General features: G+C 65.9%; 18 protein-coding genes. 5 read left to right on the forward strand and 13 right to left on the reverse strand.

The window, feature by feature from the left end:
• Positions 1 to 153: 153 nt before the first annotated feature.
• Positions 154 to 2,826, reverse strand: a complete 2,673-nt coding sequence (gene aceE / locus C7R54_RS01355) for a pyruvate dehydrogenase (acetyl-transferring), homodimeric type (RefSeq protein ID WP_129148396.1) — start codon at positions 2,824 to 2,826, stop codon at positions 154 to 156.
• 217 nt (positions 2,827 to 3,043) lie between these two features.
• On the opposite strand from aceE, the gene C7R54_RS01360 reads away from it, so the two are divergent.
• Positions 3,044 to 3,502, forward strand: a complete 459-nt coding sequence (locus C7R54_RS01360) for a MarR family winged helix-turn-helix transcriptional regulator (protein ID WP_129148397.1) — start codon at positions 3,044 to 3,046, stop codon at positions 3,500 to 3,502.
• A gap of 81 nt (positions 3,503 to 3,583) precedes the next feature.
• Here the strand turns inward: C7R54_RS01360 and C7R54_RS01365 are convergent, their stop codons facing one another.
• The gene (locus C7R54_RS01365) at positions 3,584 to 4,012 is read right to left on the reverse strand and encodes a lysozyme inhibitor LprI family protein (RefSeq protein WP_129148398.1); all 429 of its coding nucleotides are present in this window, start codon (positions 4,010 to 4,012) and stop codon (positions 3,584 to 3,586) included.
• A 66-nt stretch (positions 4,013 to 4,078) separates the two neighbouring features.
• Positions 4,079 to 4,729: an N-acetylmuramoyl-L-alanine amidase gene (locus C7R54_RS01370; RefSeq protein ID WP_129149392.1), complete on the reverse strand. Its 651-nt coding sequence runs from the start codon at positions 4,727 to 4,729 to the stop codon at positions 4,079 to 4,081.
• Positions 4,730 to 5,011: 282 nt separating this feature from the next.
• Between C7R54_RS01370 and C7R54_RS01375 the strand changes: the two genes are divergently transcribed.
• Together C7R54_RS01375 and C7R54_RS01380 are read left to right on the forward strand one after the other, a co-directional pair.
• The gene (locus tag C7R54_RS01375; protein WP_129148399.1) at positions 5,012 to 6,265 is read left to right on the forward strand and encodes an aconitase X; all 1,254 of its coding nucleotides are present in this window, start codon (positions 5,012 to 5,014) and stop codon (positions 6,263 to 6,265) included.
• The gene (locus tag C7R54_RS01380) at positions 6,255 to 6,701 is read left to right on the forward strand and encodes an aconitase X swivel domain-containing protein (protein ID WP_129148400.1); all 447 of its coding nucleotides are present in this window, start codon (positions 6,255 to 6,257) and stop codon (positions 6,699 to 6,701) included. The genes C7R54_RS01375 and C7R54_RS01380 overlap by 11 nt, the downstream gene beginning before the upstream one ends.
• On the opposite strand, the gene C7R54_RS01385 is transcribed toward C7R54_RS01380, so the two are convergent.
• From C7R54_RS01385 to C7R54_RS01405, 5 genes are all read right to left on the reverse strand, one after another.
• Positions 6,683 to 7,219, reverse strand: a complete 537-nt coding sequence (locus C7R54_RS01385; RefSeq protein ID WP_129148401.1) for a GAF domain-containing protein — start codon at positions 7,217 to 7,219, stop codon at positions 6,683 to 6,685. The genes C7R54_RS01380 and C7R54_RS01385 overlap by 19 nt on opposite strands.
• Before the next feature lie 332 nt (positions 7,220 to 7,551).
• Positions 7,552 to 8,517, reverse strand: a complete 966-nt coding sequence (locus C7R54_RS01390) for a ParB N-terminal domain-containing protein (protein WP_129148402.1) — start codon at positions 8,515 to 8,517, stop codon at positions 7,552 to 7,554.
• Between the two features lie 108 nt (positions 8,518 to 8,625).
• Entirely contained in the window at positions 8,626 to 9,345 is a 720-nt protein-coding gene (locus C7R54_RS01395) for a DUF2242 domain-containing protein (protein WP_129148403.1), read from the reverse strand.
• 180 nt (positions 9,346 to 9,525) lie between these two features.
• Positions 9,526 to 10,992 (reverse strand): AMP nucleosidase, encoded by a 1,467-nt coding sequence (locus C7R54_RS01400; RefSeq protein ID WP_129148404.1) that lies wholly within the window; start codon positions 10,990 to 10,992, stop codon positions 9,526 to 9,528.
• A gap of 138 nt (positions 10,993 to 11,130) precedes the next feature.
• Positions 11,131 to 12,252 (reverse strand): branched-chain amino acid ABC transporter substrate-binding protein, encoded by a 1,122-nt coding sequence (locus tag C7R54_RS01405; protein ID WP_129148405.1) that lies wholly within the window; start codon positions 12,250 to 12,252, stop codon positions 11,131 to 11,133.
• Between the two features lie 263 nt (positions 12,253 to 12,515).
• Here C7R54_RS01405 and C7R54_RS01410 point away from each other — a divergent pair, with 263 nt between their 5' ends.
• Positions 12,516 to 13,112 carry an RBBP9/YdeN family alpha/beta hydrolase gene (locus C7R54_RS01410; RefSeq protein WP_129148406.1) on the forward strand — a complete coding sequence of 199 codons (597 nt, stop codon included), beginning with the start codon at positions 12,516 to 12,518 and terminating at the stop codon, positions 13,110 to 13,112.
• 146 nt (positions 13,113 to 13,258) lie between these two features.
• Here the strand turns inward: C7R54_RS01410 and C7R54_RS01415 are convergent, their stop codons facing one another.
• The 4 genes from C7R54_RS01415 to C7R54_RS01430 all read right to left on the reverse strand — a co-directional run bounded on the left by C7R54_RS01415 (position 13,259) and on the right by C7R54_RS01430 (position 17,468).
• Complete coding sequence (locus C7R54_RS01415) at positions 13,259 to 13,759, reverse strand: Dps family protein (RefSeq protein WP_129148407.1); 501 nt, start codon at positions 13,757 to 13,759, stop codon at positions 13,259 to 13,261.
• 128 nt (positions 13,760 to 13,887) lie between these two features.
• Positions 13,888 to 14,838 carry a LysR substrate-binding domain-containing protein gene (locus C7R54_RS01420; RefSeq protein ID WP_129148408.1) on the reverse strand — a complete coding sequence of 317 codons (951 nt, stop codon included), beginning with the start codon at positions 14,836 to 14,838 and terminating at the stop codon, positions 13,888 to 13,890.
• A gap of 42 nt (positions 14,839 to 14,880) precedes the next feature.
• Positions 14,881 to 17,022: an ATP-dependent DNA helicase RecG gene (recG, locus tag C7R54_RS01425; RefSeq protein WP_129148409.1), complete on the reverse strand. Its 2,142-nt coding sequence runs from the start codon at positions 17,020 to 17,022 to the stop codon at positions 14,881 to 14,883.
• Positions 17,023 to 17,081: 59 nt separating this feature from the next.
• The gene (locus C7R54_RS01430; RefSeq protein ID WP_129148410.1) at positions 17,082 to 17,468 is read right to left on the reverse strand and encodes a Rid family detoxifying hydrolase; all 387 of its coding nucleotides are present in this window, start codon (positions 17,466 to 17,468) and stop codon (positions 17,082 to 17,084) included.
• A gap of 318 nt (positions 17,469 to 17,786) precedes the next feature.
• Between C7R54_RS01430 and C7R54_RS01435 the strand changes: the two genes are divergently transcribed.
• Positions 17,787 to 18,755: a Bug family tripartite tricarboxylate transporter substrate binding protein gene (locus C7R54_RS01435; protein ID WP_129148411.1), complete on the forward strand. Its 969-nt coding sequence runs from the start codon at positions 17,787 to 17,789 to the stop codon at positions 18,753 to 18,755.
• A gap of 117 nt (positions 18,756 to 18,872) precedes the next feature.
• Here C7R54_RS01435 and C7R54_RS01440 read toward each other — a convergent pair whose 3' ends face one another.
• On the reverse strand, positions 18,873 to 19,649 hold the full coding sequence (locus C7R54_RS01440; protein ID WP_129148412.1) for a ferredoxin--NADP reductase: 777 nt from the start codon (positions 19,647 to 19,649) through the stop codon (positions 18,873 to 18,875).
• Positions 19,650 to 19,874: the final 225 nt, after the last annotated feature.

A 19,874-nucleotide genomic window follows, 5' to 3' on the forward strand; every position in this document is an offset into this window, starting at 1 on the left:
CCGCGCCGGGTGCGCGCCGGAGGCTCGGCGCCGGCGGAGCCGCGCTCGTGCGCCGCGCCGGCGATGCGGTGCCGGCCGTGCTGCGCCGGACGGGCCCGCGCGGCGAGGCCGGAGCAGCCGGGCGGACGTTCCCGGCGCCATGCATCCGCTGCTTCAAACCGCCGCGGGATCCGCCTTGTCCACGTCTATCCCATAGCGGGCGATCGCGTCGCCCACGCGCTGGCGAGGAATCGCGCCATCATCCGCAAGGGCCTTCAAGGCGGCCAGGACGATGAAATGGCGATCGACCTCGAAGAAGGCGCGCAGCGATTCGCGGGTATCGGACCGCCCGAAGCCATCCGTGCCCAGGGAGATGAAGCGGCGGCCAGGGATGAAAGGCCGGATCTGGTCGCCGACGATCTTCATGTAATCCGTCGCCACCACGACCGGCCCGCGCCGCCCCTCCAGGCACGCTTGCGCATAGGGCACGCGCGGCGCTGCATCGGGATGCAGCATGTTCCACCGCTCCACCGCCAGGCCCTCGCGCCGCACTTCCGTCAGGCTGGGCGCGCTCCAGACGTCGCTCTCGATGCCGAAGTCCTGCGACAGCAAATCCGCCGCCGCCTGCACTTCCCGCAGGATGGCCCCGCTACCCATCAACTGCACGCGCGGCGCGTCCGCTCCGGCACCGCCCCCCTCACGCAGCAGGTACAACCCCTTCAGGATGCCCGCCTCCACGCCCGCCGGCATGGCCGGATGCGGGTAGTTCTCGTTGAGAAGCGTGATGTAGTAGTACACATCCTCCTGCTCCACGAACATGCGCCGCAAGCCATCCTGGATGATGACAGCCAGCTCATACGCGAACGTAGGATCGTAGGAAATACAACTTGGGATGACGGACGACAGCACATGGCTATGGCCGTCATCGTGCTGCAACCCTTCTCCCATCAGCGTGGTCCGCCCGGCCGTCGCGCCCAGCAGAAAGCCGCGAGTGCGGGCATCGGCCGCGGCCCACGCCAGATCGCCGACGCGCTGCAAGCCGAACATCGAATAGAAAATGTAGAACGGGATCGTCGCCAGGCCATGATTGCTGTAGGACGTGCCGGCCGCGATCCAGGACGCGATGGCGCCCGATTCGTTGATACCCTCCTGCAGGATCTGTCCGTCCATCGCCTCCTTGTAGTAGCTCAACTGCCCGGCGTCCTGCGGCGTATAGAGCTGGCCCACGTGGGAGTGGATGCCGATCTGGCGGAACAAGCCCTCCATGCCAAAGGTGCGCGACTCATCGGGCACGATGGGGATGACCCGCTGGCCCAGCGCCGGATCCTTCAACAGCGCGGTCAGGATGCGCACGAAAGCCATGGTGGTCGACAACGCGCGCTCGCCGCTGCCTTGCAACTGGTTTCCGAAGGTGGACAACGGCGGAACAGGCAAGGGATCGACCCCATGGAAGCGCGCGGGGATGTAGCCGCCCAGGGCCGCGCGCCTGGCGGCCAGATAGCGGGCTTCTTCGCTGTCCGGCTCCGGGCGCAGGTAGGGCATGTCCTCCAACTGCTCGTCCGCGACGGGCAGCGCGAAGCGATCGCGGAACGCGCGCACCGCGTCGGCGCTCATCTTCTTCAACTGATGATTGATGTTCTGGCCCTCGCCCGCCTCGCCCATGCCGAAGCCCTTGACGGTCTTGGCCAGGACCACGGTGGGGCGGCCCGTCGTACGGACGGCCTCGCGATACGCGGCATGCACCTTCTCCGGGTCATGGCCGCCGCGCGTCAATGCCCATATATCGTCGTCGGAAAGATCCGCGACCAGTTCGCGCAGTTCGGCATACTTGCCGAAGAAATGCTCCCGCACGTAAGCGCCGTCCTGCGACTTGAAGGTCTGGTAGTCGCCATCCACGCATTCCATCATGCGTTGGCGCAACAAGCCCGTCGTGTCCTTGTCGAGCAGCCTGTCCCAGCCACTGCCCCAGACCACCTTGATGACATTCCAGCCGGCGGCGCGAAAGGTCGCCTCCAGCTCCTGCATGACCTTGGCATTGCCCCGTACCGGACCATCCAGGCGCTGCAAATTGCAATTGACCACGAAAATCAGGTTGTCCAGCCGCTCGCGGCCTCCCAGCGCAATCGCCGCCAGCGACTCCGGCTGGTCCATTTCGCCATCGCCGAGGAAAGCCCACACCTTGCGTCCCTGGTGGGTCTTCAGGCCGCGCAGCTCCAGGTATCTCATGTAGCGCGCCTGGTAGGCGGCGGTAAGCGGCCCCAGCCCCATCGACACCGTGGGGTATTGCCAGAACTCCGGCATCAGCCGTGGATGGGGATAGGACGAAATGCCGGGACGCCCCGCCTCGCGGCGGAAATTGTCCATGCGCGCCTCGTCGAGCCGTCCCTCCAGGTAGGCGCGGCCATAGATGCCGGGCGCCGAATGGCCCTGGATGTACACCATGTCGCCATCGAAGGTGTCCGTGCGGCCGCGGAAGAAGTGGTCGAAGCCGACGTCATAGAGCACGGCGGCCGATTGATACGTCGCGATATGCCCGCCGACGTTCGAATGCTTGCCCGCGCGCAGGACCATGACCATGGCGTTCCAGCGGACATAGGCGTTGAGCCGGCGTTCCAGCGCCAGGTTGCCGGGATACGCCGGCTGCCGCGCCCACGGAATGGTGTTGACGTAGGGCGTCGTGATGGACCGATAGACGTCGCCGTGACGCGCCTGGTCGAAATCGATCAATTGTTCGATCAGGTAGTGTCCGCGGGAACGCCCTTCCACGGCGATCACGGCCTCCAGCGCCTCCAGCCACTCCTTGGTTTCCTGTGGATCGGCATCGACATGCGCGACATCTTGCTTCATTGCGGTCTCCAGAATATGCGGGCGCCCGGACAAGCCGGCGCGCCCATCCATGGCACGGTCCTACCAGGGCGCCAGCCAGGGACGGTCACGAAACTCTTTGCAAAAGCAATCGTTGCATTTGCAATCCATAAACCGCGATCGTACAGAGGTATGATTGCATTTGCAATTCAACACCGAAGCAGCGTCAAAGCCGCAATGAATGGGAGGGATATCGCGGATGGCCAAGAACGAACCGGACCCCTGGTTCTCTTTCGTACGGGCGCACCGGGCGCTCATCAAGGAAATCGAGCGGCGCCTGGCCCAGGCTGGCCTGCCGGCCTATGCGTGGTACGACGTCCTGTGGAGCCTGGAAAGCGGCAAGAACGGCATGCGGCGCATGCATGAATTGGCCGACAACCTGGTCATCGAGCGCTACAACCTGACGCGGCTGATCGACCGCCTGGAACAGGAAAGGCTGGTCGTGCGGTCGCGCTCCGCGGAGGACGGGCGGGCCGCCTATGCCACCATCACCGAGGAAGGGCGGGCCCTGCGCAAGAAGATGTGGAAGGTCTACCAGTCGGCGGTAGCCGAGCTCTTCCTCTCGCAATTCGACGACGAGGAACGCGCGCGGCTGGCCACCGCGCTGGATCGCGCCACCGCGCTGGCGCGCGGGTCCGGGGCGGACACCGGGAATTGATAGCGGGAGTCGTAGGCGGACGCCGGCGTCCCTGGCGAGCAGCCCCTCTCGCCAAGCCGCCGCCAGCCATCCCGCTGCCGGTCAACCGCCCAGCTTGTCGTCCACGCAGCCGGTGCTCTTGCACTCGCGCTCGCGTTCCTTCAGAAAGTCCAGGCGCTGCCGCGTCAGGCTCACCGCGCAATCGAGGTTCACGTAGTAGCCGTTGGGCTTCTCGTAGCTGCACTGTTCGTCGCGGTTCTTGATCCAGGCCAGTTGGCCCCGCTTCAGCGCATCCTGCTGCGCGGGCTTGAGCAGCTTGCGCAGGTCCGTATAAGCGGTATTCAGGTCATGATCGGTCTGTGAAAACAGATTGCCGGAGCAATAGACCTGGTCGAAGGCATTGCGCGGCTTGGCGCAGCCGGCCGCCTGGGCGTCGGTCGACACGAAGGCGGCGGCCAGGGCCGCCAATGCCACGGCGGAACCGAAGACGCGGGTACTGAAGACGCCTGCACTGAAGGCAAAGTTTCTCATTTGGTTTTTCCTCATGCGCGCGAGCTGGGAGATGAAGATGCCGGGACGGTGCGCAGGCCATCCCGCTCAGGATTGTGCATTGCAGTCGTGGACGGCCTGCGCGATGGCGTTGGCCAACTTGGCAATGGTCTGGGGCTCGGCCAGGCGTTTCTCCTCGTCGGGATTGACGATGACGCCCGCCTCCACCAGCACCGCCGGCATGGACGCGGTTTTCAGCACCGCCAGGTCGTCGAAGCGATGGATGCCCAGGCGCTTGTCGAGCAGCGGCCGGTTCTCGCCGGGTATGGGGGTGGCGTGATACAGGGACGGCTGCTCGCCCGCGGCCAGCAGCCGCTCGCCTATCGCCTGTGCGCAATGCAGGCTCTGCTCGTAGTGGGGATTCAGCTGCGAAACGAAAATCGAGAAACCGGCGAACTCGCGTTGGCGTCCCGCGTCGATCCAGGCCTGCTGCATGGAGTCATGATGGATGGAGATGAAGAAATCGGCGCCCTGCGCCTGCGCGGTACGCTCCTTCAGCGCGATGTCCTTGCCATTGACGGAGATCCGCTTCACCCGGTCGTCCAGCGCCATCAGGTCGTGGGCCACCGCCCCGCTCAAATCGAGGTTGTACTGGTATTCGACACGACCGCTGGCCCCCGTCGCGCCCGGATGCTGCGGCGTGTGGCCAGTGTCGACCACGATGTAGGCCGCCTGCGCCGCCGCGCCGCCCGTCGCCATCGCCAAGGCCAGGAGCGCCCTGGCCACGCCCTGCCCCGCGCACTTGCTTGCGCGGCCACGGGCCGCCACTTCTCGATTTGCCACTGCTTCATTACGGCCGCGCCTACGCGCCTACCGTCCTATTTGCTGGAACATGGGACCTTGCCTGGACAAGACGGCCGTCCCGAATCGCGGGAATTCTGCTTGGGGCCCTGCCGTGTCACAATCGCAATTATGTAATACATCATTACCCGGCATCGCTAAAATTCCCGGACGCGCTGCCAGGAACCGGAGGCTCACCGCTTGGTCACCTTGTCCCTGCAGGATCGGGAACGGCTGGATGGCCGCCATGGACCGGCGGCCGCGCTGGCCATGCGCGTCCTCGTGCGCTGCGCCGGCGTGATGGGGGCCGCACGCCTGGTCGATATCGAAAGCGCGCATATCGACGGCTGCCTCTACCACGGCCAGACCAGCCTGGATTTCGTCGAGCGCCTGGTGTCGGGAGGCGGCAAGGTCGTGGTCCCCACCACGCTGAACGTCGGCTCGGTGGACCTGATCCATCCGGAGCTCTTTCGCGGCGGCGACGCGCTGCGCCGTGACGCGTCGCGCCTGATGCAGGCGCACCTGGAACTGGGTTGCGAGTCCACATTCACATGCGCCCCCTACCAGCTCAAGCACCGGCCGCGCCTCGGGCAACAGATCGCCTGGGCGGAATCGAATGCCATCGTCTTCGCCAACTCGGTGCTGGGAGCGCGCACCAACCGCTATGGCGACTTCATCGACCTGTGCGCCGCCCTGACCGGCCGCGCGCCGTACTGCGGCCTGCACCTGCCGGAGAATCGCCTGGGCCAGGTCCTGTTCCGCGTGGACGGCTTTCCCTCCGACCCCGACGGCCGCGACATCTGGTATGCCGCCCTGGGGCTGTGGCTGGGACGCCATGCGGGCCCGCTCATCCCCGTCATCGAAGGCCTGCCGTCCGATACCGGCGAGGATGAACTCAAGGCGCTGGGGGCGGCGGCCGCCTCCAGCGGCGCCATTGCGCTCTTTCACGCTATCGGCCTGACGCCGGAAGCCCCCAGCCTGGCGCAAGCGCTGGGCGGCCAGCCGCCCGTCCGGTCCATGACGGTGACCGCCGCCGACCTGCGCGCCATGCGCGACAGCCTGAACCAGGCGCCCGCCGGCGCGACCCTCGCCGCGGTAAGCGTGGGCACCCCGCATTTTTCCCTGGCGGAATGCGCCCGGCTCGAAGCCCTGCTGGCGCGGCAAGGGGCGCCCCTGGCGGTGGACTTCTACGTCAACACCAGCCGCTACATCCTGTGGGAGATGGAGGCCAACGGGCTGGCGGCGCGCCTGCGGCAGGCCGGCGTGGAATTCGTCACCGACACCTGTACCTACCTGACGCCCATCATGCGCGACACCCGTGGCGTGGTGATGACCAATTCAGGCAAATGGGCGCATTACGCCCCCGCCAACATCGGCGTGCAGGTAGCCTATGGCAGCCTGGGCGAGTGCGTCCGTTCCGCCCAGCTGGGCATGGTGGCATTCGATGGACAATAGATATTGGGACGCGGATGGCGTCGTGCCGGGCGTAGGCAGCGGACCATCCTGCATGCTGGATGAACCGCTCAGTTTTTGGGGCGGCTATGACGCGAACGCCGGCCGCATCATTGAAGCCCACCACCCGCAATATGACACCGCCCTGGCCGACGTTATCTTGTTGATGTCCCGCGCCAAGGGATCGAGCAGCAGCAGCAGTGTCCTGGCCGAGGCCATACGCAAGGGCACGGGCCCCGCGGCCATCGTCATGCGCGAGCGCGACCTGATCGTGGCGCTGGGTTGCATCGTCGCGTCGGAGCTCTATGCGGCTCAGGTCCCCATCGCGGTCGTGGATGCCGATACGTGGAGCCAACTGGCCTCGCTGCCCCCGGGCACGCGGCTGCGCGTGGAGGCGGGCGAGGAAAGCGGCAGGATCTACTACGCTTCCACCCACTGACGCGCGGCGGCGAAGGCCGGCGCCAGCAAGTAGGCGAAAGGCATGGCCATCTGCACGTGCGGGTCGCGATACCAGCCTTCTTCGTGCATGAGGCTCAACATGCCCACGGTTTCGCCCTGGACGACGACCGGCACGTTGAGCATCGAAGCGCAGCCCAGCTCCGCGAAGTCATCCGGGTTGGCGCCGGCCCAGCGCAAATCATTCGCGTCGCAGCCGATGTAGGGCTGCCCGCGTGCGATGACCAGGTCGTTCCAGGACGGCGTCCCGACGGGATGTTGCCGGCCCACCGGATGCAAGCGCGGACGACTGCTGTACATCCGCACGATTTCATGCGTTTCCTGCGAGACGAAGTAGACGGTGAACAGCTTGTGGCCGACCAGTTCGCCCAAGGCCCTGTCGATGGCCTGGCACACGGCTTCGGCTTCGCAGCGGCGCGCGGCCGCGCATGCTTCATTGAGCAATAACACGGGTCGAGACGGCGCCGATTGCATCGTCGCGACGTCGTTCATTTCGTCCATGGCCTAGCCCTCACCCTTGAAACCTCTCAACCGCCAGGCGGGAACCCGCTATGGCAGCCTGCCGCGATACGAACCGGCCGACTGCCGATGCCCCTCGGATCCCAATTGCACCGGTGCGACTGGAGACGCACATATGCAAGATTGGTCAGGATATAACGCGCCCGCGGGCGCCGCCAGCGAATCATGAAAGTAAGTTACACAAGTTATACCTGGCCATACTTGCCAGCGGGCGAACACTTCGGCACGCACAATGCCCGCGCCCTCCAGGAAAAGGGATGGCGCGATCAGTTGCCATGGCCGGCGAACCATGGCGCGCAAGGCTCGCCGGTATTTCAGTCGCCGCCCTCGCCGCGCGCCTGGGCCAAGGCGATCGTCAGCTGCTGGACCTTTTTCTTCAGCTGGTCCCGCTCGTCCTTGAGATCGGCGACCTGGCGCATCAAGTTGTGAATTTGCAACTGTTCGGGCGTCGCGTCGGCGGGCGGGTCGGGCAAGTCGGGTCGCGGCGGCTTGGCGGGCGCCCGGGCCTCCCTGACCTGGCGTGCGGCGGCGCGCAGTTCCTTTTTGCCGCCAGCCACGGCCGCGACCTGGTCCTCGGCCGGCAGCGACGCCACCGCCGCGGCCGCGTTGATGGAAATCACTCCCGACTTGATGGCGTCAACCAGCTCCGGCGCCGCGCTTTTCTGGATCTTCTCGATTTGCGTCAGTGTCGCGGGCGTCACCCGGGCAACCCGGGCCGCGGTCTGCCGGTTCCACGGCGGTTCGTCATCCGAGGCGGCACCTTCCTGCCCCGACATGTCCGCGCCGTCCGCCGGCATGGAAGCGCTGCCGGGCAATGCCCCGGCGGCGGCCTGCCCATCCTGCGCGCCGGATGGGGAATCGCCGTCCTCCCCGCTGGCCGGGTCGTGCGAACCGGGCGCCGTACCCGCTTGGGCATCCCCGGACGCCGCAGCGCGGCGAGCCTGGGCGCGCACGCGGCGCAGCGCCATGATTTCCTTCTTGCGCAGGGCCATCAAACCACGCTGGAAGTCCGACACGCTGCGCCGTCCCAACTGGTTGTCGATCATCCACAAATGGACGTCGTCCAGGCTCTCGAAGCGGGGATTTTGCACGGTATTGAAGGGAATCCCGTGTTTTTGGCAAATGGCGTAGCGGTTGTGCCCGTCCACCAGGACATCGCCCCATAGCACCAGCGCGTCGCGGCATCCTTCCGCCAGCAGGCTACGCTCCAGCGCCGCGTACTCGTCCTCGGTAAGGGGATCGATGTACGCGCGCAACTCTTCGTTGATAGTGATCGACATGAAAAACGGCCAGGTCAAATCCGTAAAGGGCGTAAGTGTACGATCCCTGGCGGGCCTCGACCTCGTGAACCGCAATACCCCTGGCGGCGACCCGTCGACGCCAGGCCGTCAAGGCGTCTCGCCGGCCCCCGGCTGGGCGCCGTCGCCGGACGACGGATCCCCACCGGCCGCGTGATTCGCCTGATCCTTGGCCGCCTGATCCTTGGCCGCCTGGTCCTTGGCCGCCTGGTCCTTGGCCGCCTGATCCTTGGCCGCCTGGTCCTTAGCCGCCTGGTCCTTGGCCGCCGCCCCGCTTTCCGGCGCAGGCATATAGCGGGTCATCAAGCCGAAGAAATTGTCGTAGAAATCCGGCGCATCGATTGTCTCGCTGGCGATCTTGGACAGCGAATCGTCCGACGATCCGAACGGCATGGAAACCGACCCCAGCACGCTCAGCCCCACACCCGCCGAGGTACTGTTCTTCTTGATGATGTAGTGGTCCTGCACCGCGTTCACGAACGCCGTACTATGCCGCCCGTCCCTGCCGTCCGTCGCGCACACCACGTGCATCGACAGCTGGGTATGCGTTTGGTCCTGCCCCTGGAAGTTCTTGATGGCGTCCACGCCATCGTCCTTGGCCTTCTGGATCGTATACCCCTGGCTCAACAGCGCGCGCCGCGCCGCTTCGCACGCGTCCTTGCCGGGAACGGGGTAGTCCCGCGTATAGGTTCCCTTGTCGCTGAACGTTTCCGCGTACTTCGGCTTATCCGACGCGCATCCCGCCAGCAGCAAGGCCGCGCAGGCCGAAGCCAGCACGGCGCCACGCACGTATGGGGTCGCAGTAGACATAAAGCTCAAATCTCCTTTGCCGTGGCGCCGCGGCGATCAGCGGCGGCGCACAGCGGAAAACAAAGCTTTAATGGAACATGCTTTCCCGCGCACAGGTCTGCGAAAACGTCAAAAAATGTAGCCCAACGGTAGCGGCTTACAACGGCCTACAACAAGCGGCCCACAGCCATTCCGCCTTCCCTACTGGAACGCCGTCTCGATGAAGCTGCGCAACTTCCGGGAATGCAATCGTTCCGGGGGCATCTCCCGCAGCCGCTCCAGCGCCCGCATGCCGATCTGCAAATGCTGTCCCACCTGGCGCCGATAGAATTCCGTCGCCATTCCGGGCAGCTTCAATTCCCCATGCAGGGGCTTGTCCGACACGCACAGGAGCGTCCCATAAGGCACCCGGAACCGGAAGCCATTCGCCGCGATCGTCGCCGACTCCATATCCAGCGCGATCGCGCGTGACTGCGCGAAGCGCTGCACGGGCTCCATGTGGTCGCGCAGCTCCCAATTGCGGTTGTCGATGGTGGCCACGGTGCCGGTCCGCATGATGCGCTTGAGCTCCCATCCGGACAGCCCCGCCACCTCCTCCACCGCTTGCTCCAGCGCCACCTGCACCTCGGCCAGCGGGGGCACCGGCACCCAGGTCGGCAAATCGGCGTCCAGCACATGATCCTCGCGCACATAACCATGCGCCAGCACGTAGTCGCCCAGGCGCTGCGACGTCCGCAAGCCCGCGCAATGCCCCAGCATCAGCCACGCGTGCGGCCGCAGCACCGCGATATGGTCCGTGATCGTCTTTGCATTCGAGGGCCCTACGCCGATATTCACCAGCGTGATTCCCGAATTACCCGGCCGCACCAGATGGTAGGCCGGCATCTGCGGCAGCCGCGTCGTGGACGCGCCGGCGCTTTCCACCGCCTGCCCACGCAGCGTCACCCGGCCGCCGGGCTCCACCAAGGCCTCGTAGCCGCCGGCTCCGTCGGCCAACAGCGCCCGCGCCCGCGCGCAGAACTCGTCCACGTAGAACTGGTAATTCGTGAAGAGCACGAAGTTCTGGAAATCCGCCGGCTTGCTGGCGGTGTAGTGCTGCAGCCGATGCAGCGAGTAGTCGATGCGCGGCGCCGTGAAGGGCCCCAGCGGACGCGGCTCGTGGTCGCGCCCATGCCAGGTTCCGTTGACGATCGCATCATCGGTGATCGCCAGGTCCGGCACGTCGAAAATGTCCCGCAACGGCCGCTTCAAGGCCTCGATCTTGCTGCCGTCCACGTAGGCGCCATCCGGAAACGCGAAGTGCAGGGGGATGGGGACGTTCGATTCGCCGATCTCGACCGGCATGCGGTGATTCTGCAAGAGCTGCCCGATCTGCTCCCGCAGATAACGCTTGAACAAGGCCGGCTGCGTCACCGTCGTCTGGTACACCCCGGGCTCGGCCACGTGCCCGTAGGAAAGCCGCGAGTCGATCGCGTCATACGTGTTCACGGCGATGCGTATGGACGGATAGCAGGCGCGCACCCGCCCCTGCAAGGCCGCGCCATGCGTCACGCGATCCAGGGCATCGCGCAAGAACGCGGTATTGCGATCGTAGATGGCGATCAAGCGCTCGACGGCCGCGTCGGCGCTGTCGAACGATTCGAAAGGCATGAAGTCAGGTCTGACCATGAGGAAACGCCACGGCGGAAATGGGTGAACGGACAAGGCGGACAGCCATGACGGCGCCGGACGGCGCCTTCATGGCTTGCAGGCATTATGCCGCAGCCGTGCGTCAGCGGCCGTGCGGGCTGGGCGCACGGCATGCGCTTATTTTTGCGCTGTCTTGCTGCCGTCCTTGTGCCAGGCGTAGATATCGAAAGCGAAGTCGGTCAGGTCGCCCTGCTTGTTCCATGCGACCTTGCCGATCGGCGTATCGAAGCTGTGTGCGTGCAGATAGGCGGCCACCTTGGCCGGATCCGTGGAATTGGCGCCCTTGATGCCTTCGACGATGACCTGCACGGCCGCATAGGCGGGCAGCTGGAATGCGCCGCTGCTGTCGCGTTTCTTGTCCGCGAAGGCCTTGACCACGGCAGCATTGCCCGGGTCATGCGCGAAATCCGCCGGCAGTGTCAGCAGCATGCCTTCCACCGCGTCGCCCGCGATCGCGTTGATATCCGGATTGCCCACGCCTTCGGGCCCCATGAAGCGCGTCTTCAAGCCCTGCTCGGCGGCCTGGCGCAGCAGCAGGCCCATTTCCGGATGGTAGCCGCCGAAGTACACGAAATCCACGCCCAGGGCCTTGAGCTTGGTGATGACGGCGGAATAGTCGCTGTCGCCGGCATTGATGCCCTCGAACAGCACGACGGGAATCCTGGCCTGCTCCAGTCCGTCCTTGACGGCGGCGGCGATGCCCTGGCCATAGGACTGCTTGTCGTGCAGCACCGCCACCTTCGATGGCTTGATCTTGTCGATGATGTAGCGCGCCGCCGCCGGCCCTTGCTGGTCATCCCGCCCTATGGTGCGAAAGACGAAGGTGTATTTCTTGCCGTCGGTCAGTGCCGGCGACGTGGCCGAGGGGGTGACCATCACCACGCCTTCGTCGTTATAGATGGACGCCGCCGCGATCGACGCGCCCGAGCAGACCGGCCCCACCACGAAATGGATTTTCTCGTTGACCACGCGATTCGCGGCCACCGGGCCCTGCTTGGGTTCGCAGGCATCGTCGACGCTGACCGCCTCCAGCCGCAGGCCCAGGACGCCGCCGGCGGCATTGATCCGCTCCATCGCGGTATCGACGCCTTCGCGCACCATATCCCCATATTGGGTAACCGGGCCCGTGGTGGGACCCACCACCGCGATGCGCAGTGTGTCTTGCGCCGACGCGGCGCCACTGACCGCCAGACCCATCGCGATACCGAGGGCCGGGGCGAGTTTTCGCCAAGCTTGCATCGTTTGTCTCCGTGCTTATCGTTCCCATCTCGCGCGCCGGCTCGTGGCCCCCGCGCCCTGGCCGCGACCGGCGGCCAGGAAAAACAGAATACAGGAACGAAATCCGGCGAAGACCGCGACGTGCGGATCTTTGGCAATTTCGGGGGCCAAGTTGTAACGCGCTATTTCGCCAGGGGATGCGTGCGGCTTTATTCCCTGCACGACATAAACAATCGACCATTAATTCGTTGGCGTTGGATAGCGGCGCGCGCATTATCCTGCCCATGCGATTCCAACCGATCATCGTTCCCGGGTGGAAGAATTCCGGCCCCGGCCACTGGCAAACGCTGTGGGAGCAGACCCTGCCGCACGCCGTGCGCGTGCCTCAGCAGGACTGGGAACATCCTGACCCCCATGCCTGGATCTCGACGCTGGCCAGCACCATCGAGGCGGCGCGGTGGCCTGCGCTCCTGATCGCGCACAGCCTGGGGTGCATCGCGGTCGCGGCCCTGCCCGTGCCGTTGCGCAGCAAGGTGGCTGGTGCGCTGTTGGTGGCGCCGGCGGATATCGAACGGCCAGGCGCGCATCCCGACCTAGCGCGTTTCGCGCCGATTCCCCGTCGTCCGCTGGGTTTCCAGAGCGTGGTGGTGGCGAGCGACAACGACCCCTGCTGCCAGCTGGCCCGCGCGCGCGAATTCGCCGAGGACTGGGGCAGTCGCCTGGTGGTCCTCGAAGGCGCGGGACACATCAATGCGGACAGCGGCCTGGACGCATGGCCGCAGGGCCAGAAACTCTACGGCGCCCTGCGCCGCCGCGCCGTCTGGCGCATCGTCCCCCCGGCACGCCGCATCGCCCCGGTCGCAGACTACGCGCCGATGTAATAGGCCCCCCGTACCGCGCGTAGCGCGGCCCCCCAGGGGGCGAAACCGGCGGACCGGGGGACCCGGCTCCGCGGTTTCCCCGATTTGACCCAGGTTCTTTAGTGTTGGATTTGGCCGCGGCCGCGCTCCGTGCGGTAGGGGGTTCTCTACTCGAGGAGGCTGCGCAGCATCCAGGCGTTTTTCTCGTGGATGTCCAGGCGCTGGGTCAACAGGTCCGCGCTGGGTTGGTCGTTGGCGCCATCGGCTTTCTCGAAAGCGGCGCGCGCGGTCTTGGCGACCGACTCGTTGCCCTTGACCAGCAGGCGCACCATGTCCATCGCATCCGGCACCGACGTGGGCTCGGCGATGGAAGACAGCTTGGCGTATTCGCGATACGTGCCCGGCGCATGATGCCCCAGCGCGCGGATGCGTTCCGCGATGCTGTCCAGCGCGTTCCACTCTTCCGTGTACTGCGTCATGAACATCGTGTGCAGCGTATTGAACAGCGGCCCGGTGACGTTCCAATGGAAATTGTGCGTCATCAAATACAACGTGTACGAGTCAGCCAGCAGCTTGGACAGCTCGGCGGCGATGGCGGCTCGGTCCTTGTCCGAAATGCCGATATTGATGCGCGGTGCGCCAGCGTTGTTCTTGGAAACCTTGGCCATGGATGAACCTCGTCAGTAGGATGAAATGCCCAACAAGAATACCACCGGAAAATAAACGATCCTTGACGCCCGACATGCCAGCGCGCCGACGCGGCGCCGTCGACGCCGTGACCCGCGCCGCAATGCCGTCAATCCTGGTGCGACGCCGCTTCGTTCTCCAGCATCCGCACTCCCGGCAGCTGCGTGGCATAGATGGCCTGCGCCAGTGCCTCGATAGCCGCCAGGCGCGGGAAGCTGCGCCGCCAGGCCAGCACCACGCGCCGGTCCGGCGTGGGCGGCTCCAGCGGCACATAGGTCAACAGGCTGTCCGCGGGCGGATGTTCGGGCACGGCCGTGATCGGCAGCACCGTGATGCCGATGCCGGCGGCGACCATGTGGCGTATGGTCTCCAGCGACGACCCTTCGAAGGTGCGCTGGATGCCGTCGCTGGCCGCGGAAAACCGCGACAGCTCCGGACAGACTTCAAGGACCTGGTCGCGGAAACAGTGCCCGCTGCCCAGGAGCAGCATGGTCTGCTGCTTCAGGTCCTCCGCCAGGATGCTCTTGCGCTTGGCCCAGGGATGGTCGCGCGGCACCGCCACCAGGAACGGTTCGTCATAGAGGGGCTGCACCACCAGCCCGGCCTCCGGCAGCGGCAAGGCCATGATGGCGCAATCGATTTCGCCCTGGCGCAGCAACTCCACCAGGCGCACCGTAAAGTTCTCCTGCAGCAGCAGCGGCATCTGCGGCGTGCGCGCGATCTGGACCGGCACCAGCCGCGGCAGCAGGTACGGACCAATGGTGTGGATCACCCCCACGCGCAAGGGACCTGCCAGCGGATCGTGTCCATGACGGGCAATTTCCTTGATGCCCGCGCTTTCCTCCAGCACCTTCTGCGCTTGCGCGACGATGCGCTGGCCGATGGCCGTCACGCCCACTTCCGCGCCGCCGCGCTCGAAAATGGTCACGCCCAGTTCGTCCTCCAGCTTGCGGATTGCCACCGACAAGGTCGGCTGGCTGACGAAACACGCCTCGGCCGCCCGGCCGAAATGGCGCTCGCGCGCAACGGCGACGATATATTTGAGTTCGGTGAGCGTCATATTCGCGGTTCCAGTAATGCGGCCCGGACGGCAGCCAGGATCTCAGGTCCGTAGAAAATCTTCGCGGCCACGCATCCAGCGCGCCAGATGGGCTTCCGCGGCCGCCGGATGTTCGCGACGCAGCCAGGCCGCCGCTTCGCGCGCCTGCTCGGCGATGCGGGCATCGATCTCGATATCGGCGAAGCGCAACAGCGCCGTGCCCGATTGGCGCGTGCCAAGAAATTCGCCGGGCCCACGCTGCGCCAGGTCGCGGCGCGCGATCTCGAAACCATCGGCGGTCTCGAACATGGCGCGCAGGCGTTCCCGCGCGATGGCGGACAAGGGCGTCGCATACAGCAGCACGCAGACCGATTCCGCCGTGCCCCGCCCCACCCGCCCGCGCAGCTGGTGCAACTGGGCCAGGCCGAAGCGCTCGGCGTGCTCGATCACCATCAAGGACGCGTTGGGAACATCGACCCCCACTTCGATGACCGTGGTGGCCACCAGCACGTCGACCTCGCCGGCGCGGAATGCCTGCATGACGTCGGCCTTTTCCGTCTGCGTCAGGCGCCCGTGCACCAGCCCCACCCGCAAGTCGGGCAAGGCCTCGCACAAGGCCTGGTGCGTGTCGACGGCCGTCTGCAACTCCAGCGCCTCGCTTTCCTCGACCAGCGGACAGACCCAATACACCTGGCGGCCTTGCCGCGCCGCCTGGGCCATATGCGCGACGACTTCCTCGCGACGCGCGTCGCTGACCAGCTTGGTCACCACCGGCGTGCGGCCGGGCGGCAATTCGTCGATGACCGATACGTCCAGATCGGCAAAAAAGGTCATCGCCAGCGTGCGCGGAATGGGCGTGGCGCTCATGTTGAGCTGATGCGGAACCTGGCGCGCGCGCGGCGTTTCGCCCTTGCGCGCCAGCGCCAGGCGCTGGCCGACGCCGAAACGATGCTGCTCGTCCACGATGGACAGGCCCAGGCGCGAAAACTCGACGTGGTCCTGGATGAGGGCTTGCGTGCCGACCACCAGGTCGACAGCGCCGGCGGCCACGGCGGCGGCGGCCTCGCGGCGCGCCTTGGCGCCCAGGCTGCCGCTGAGCCATGCGATGCGCACGCCCAGCGGACGCAACCAATCCACCAGTTTGCCGAAATGCTGTTCGGCGAGAATTTCCGTCGGCGCCATCAGGCCCACTTGCGCGCCCGCCTCGATGGCCTGCGCCGCGGCGATGGCGGCCACCACGGTCTTGCCGCTGCCGACGTCGCCTTGCAGCAGCCGGTGCATGGGATAAGGCTGGCCAAGGTCGGCACGGATTTCCGCCACCACGCGCTCCTGCGCAGCCGTCAGCTTGAACGGCAGCACGCCATACAGGCGCGCCACCAGCCCTTCGGCGGCGTCCGTCGCCGGCAAGGGCATGGCACGGTTGGCACGCCGCGCCGCGCGCGCCGCCGCCAGCGACAACTGCTGCGCCAGCAGTTCATCGAACTTGACGCGCAGCCAGGCCGGATGCGCCCGCTCTATCAAGGCGTCCTCGCTGACGCCCGGCGGGGGCGCGTGCAGCAGGCGGATGGAGGCATCGAAGGCTTGCAGGCCGTAGCGTTCCCGCACGGCCTCCGGCAAGGTGTCGCCCAGGTCGGTCTGCGCCAGGGCTTGCGCAATGGCCTTGCGCAGCACGGGCTGCTGCAAGCCCTCCGTGGTCGGATAGACCGGCGTCAGCGCGGTCGCCAGCGGCGCGTCGGCGGCCGCCATGCGGGGATGCACCATTTCACGCCCGAAGATGCCGCCGCGCACTTCGCCGCGCGCGCGCAGGCGCCGGCCTACCGTCAACTGCTTCTGCTGGCTGGGATAGAAGTTCAGCCAGCGCAGTTGCAGTTCGCCGGAGTCGTCGGCAATGGCGGCGGTCAATTGCCGGCGTGGCCGATACGTGACCTCGCAGCGCGTGATCTCGCCCTCCACCTGGGCCGGATAGCCGGGGCGCAGCGCGGAGATGGGCGTGACCCGCGTCTCGTCCTCGTAGCGCAAGGGCAGGTGCAGCACCAGGTCCATCGGCGTGGTCAGCCCCAGCGTCCGCAGCCGCCGCTCCAGGTCGGAGCGCGGCGCGGCGCCGCCGGCCTTGTCCGCCTTCGCGCCCGCCGGCTTGCCACGCCGGGCGGCGGGCTTGTCGTCGGTAGCGGAAGCGGATTTGCGGGAAGCCGCTGAAACAGGCATGTCGAGCGTGGATCCTGCGGGCGGCCGGGCCGCGCGCGTGGAAATATCGATGCGGGGTCCTAGATGACCAGGATGGCCTCGACCTCGAACTGGGCGCCCTTGGGCAGGCTGGCGACGCCCACCGTGGAACGGGCCGGGAACGGCTGCGGAATGATCTCGGCCATGATGGCATTGGCCGCGGCGAACTTGCCCAGGTCCGTCAGGAACAGGGTGAGCTTGACGATATTGTCCAGCGTGCCCCCCGCCTCCTTGATGACGGCCTGCATGTTCTCGAAGGCCTGGCGCACCTGGGCCTCGAAGTTCTCGGAGACCATTTCGCCGGTATGCGGCTCCAGGCCGATCTGGCCCGACAGGTAGACCGTCTTGCCGCCATTCACGGCAACCGCCTGGGAGTAAGGCCCCACGGCGGCGGGCGCGGCCTGGGTGTGGATGATCTGCTTGCTCATGACGGAATCCTTGAAAGGCGAAAGGCGTTAAGGGATTTGATCCTTGAGGGATTTGATCCTACTGGGATTTAATCCTTAGTCTATCGAAGTTTAATCATCAATAGTTGCACGCGAAAGACCGGAAGGGCCAGCGGGCGGCTGGCCTAGTGGTAACAGCAGGGGGAAAAAGAGTTGCCCGCCGAGAGTTGCCCGCCGTGACGGTTCCGGCATGGTCGACATCGGCTTTATTGATGAATTCATCCTGTTTTTCGATTTCACGAATCGCCCCGTCCCTGCCTATAGTGCTCCCACAACGCACAATCACAACTGGAGACAACCATGCGACTCACCGCGTCCTGCGTATTGGGGCTACTGCTTGCCGGCACTGCCCTGGCGCCGGCGGCGCAAGCCGCCGACTTTCCCAACCACCCCATCACCTTCGTGGTGCCGTTCGCGCCCGGCAGCGCCACCGACCAGATCGGCCGCGCCATTGCCCAGGGGGTGACCCAGGAAAGCGGCCAGACGGTCATCATCGAGAACAAGCCGGGCGCCAGTGCCATGATAGGCGCGCAGGCGGTGGCGCGAGCGGCGCCGGACGGCTACACCGTGCTTATCACCACCAACACCACGCATGCCGCCAACGAGCATCTGTACAAGCAGCTGCAGTACGACCCCGTCAAGGATTACGCGCCGTTGACGCTGCTGGGCAAGGGGGCGCAGATCATGGTGGTGCGGCCGGACGCGCCCTACAAGAACGTACAGGACTTCCTGAACGACGCGCGCAAGAATCCCGGCAAGCTGAGCTTCGGCAGCGGCAGCTCCAGCAGCCGCATCGCGGGCGAACTGCTGCAGCAGATGACCGGCGTCAAGCTGCTGCATGTCCCCTACAAGAGCAATCCGCTGGCCGTCACGGACCTGCTGGGCGGCCAGATCACCATGATGATCACGGATACCGCCACGGGCCTGCCCCAGGTGCAATCCGGCAAGCTGCGCGCCCTGGGCGTGACCACCTTGAAGCGCTCGCCCTTGGCGCCGGAGGTGCCGACCATCGCCGAGGCTGGCGTGCCGGGCTACGAAATGGGTTATTGGTTCGCGGCCTACGCGCCAGCGAATACCCCGCCGGCCGTGGTCCAGAAGCTGCACGACCTGCTGGCCCAGGCCACCAAGGGCCAGGCCGCCCAGCAGTTCTACAAGCTGACCGGCACGGTGCCGGAAACGTCCACGCCCGCCGAACTGGCCGCGTTCCAGAAGGCCGAATCGAAGAAGTGGGCGGATATCATCAAGCAGGCGGGCATCGAGCCGGAGTAAGTGCGCTGAGCACGGCGCGCCTCATGGCCGGTCATGGACCATGAGGCCGCCGTAATTTAAAAGGGACGCGCCGGATTGCTGGGGCCGGACTATTCGAGCCGCACTGCTCGCGCCGGATTACTTCTCGACGAACGCCCGTTCCACGACGTAATCGCCCGGCTGGCCCACGCCCGCGGACACGACGAAGCCGCGCTTGTCCAGCATGGCGCTGATGTCGGCCAGCATGTGCGGGCTGCCGCAGATCATGGCGCGGTCGACCTCCGGGTTCAGGGGCGGCAGGCCGATGTCCTCGAACAGCTTGCCGTTCTCCACCAGTTGCGTGATGCGGCCCTGGTTGCGGAAAGGTTCGCGCGTGACCGTCGGGTAATAGACCAGCTTGCCGTTGACCATGTCGCCGAAGAACTCATTGGCGGGCAATTCGTTCTGGATGTAGTCGGCATAGGCCAGTTCGCTGACCCAGCGCACGCCATGCACCAGCACCACCTTCTCGAAGCGTTCGTAGACGTCCGGGTCCTTGATGATGCTCATGAAGGGCGCCAGGCCGGTGCCCGTGCCGAACAGGTACAGGTGCTTGCCCGGCTTCAGGTCGTCGACCACCAGCGTACCCACGGGCTTGCGGCTGACCAGGATGGTGTCACCTTCCTTCAGGTGCTGCAGGCGCGACGTCAGCGGACCATCCGGCACCTTGATGCTGAGGAACTCGAGGTTCTCTTCGTAGTTGGCGCTGGCGATGCTGTAAGCGCGCAGCAAGGGCTTGCCCTCCACTTCCAGGCCGATCATGACGAAATGACCGTTGTGGAAGCGCAGCGCCGCATCGCGGGTGGTCTTGAAGGAAAAGAGGGTGTCGTTCCAGTGGTGCACGCTCAAGACGCGCTCGGTATTGAAGGCTGCCATATCGGATAAGAAGATGCGTCGCGGCAACTCCTTGGAGCCGTCGCCGCCGGCCCGCGCACAAAAGACGCGCCGAGCCATTGAAGGAATCCCGATTTTAGCGCTTTTTGATGATAAACGTTCTCATTGGGGCCTTTTGCTTAGATGCATTCGGCATGTGCTTATGCCAAAGGGGACGGAGTAGCGCGCGCGGACGTTCCTGCAAACGCTTCTTTCTGCCCCGCCCGC

The organism is Achromobacter aloeverae, assembly GCF_004121055.1.
Classification (GTDB): domain Bacteria; phylum Pseudomonadota; class Gammaproteobacteria; order Burkholderiales; family Burkholderiaceae_B; genus Bordetella_C; species Bordetella_C aloeverae.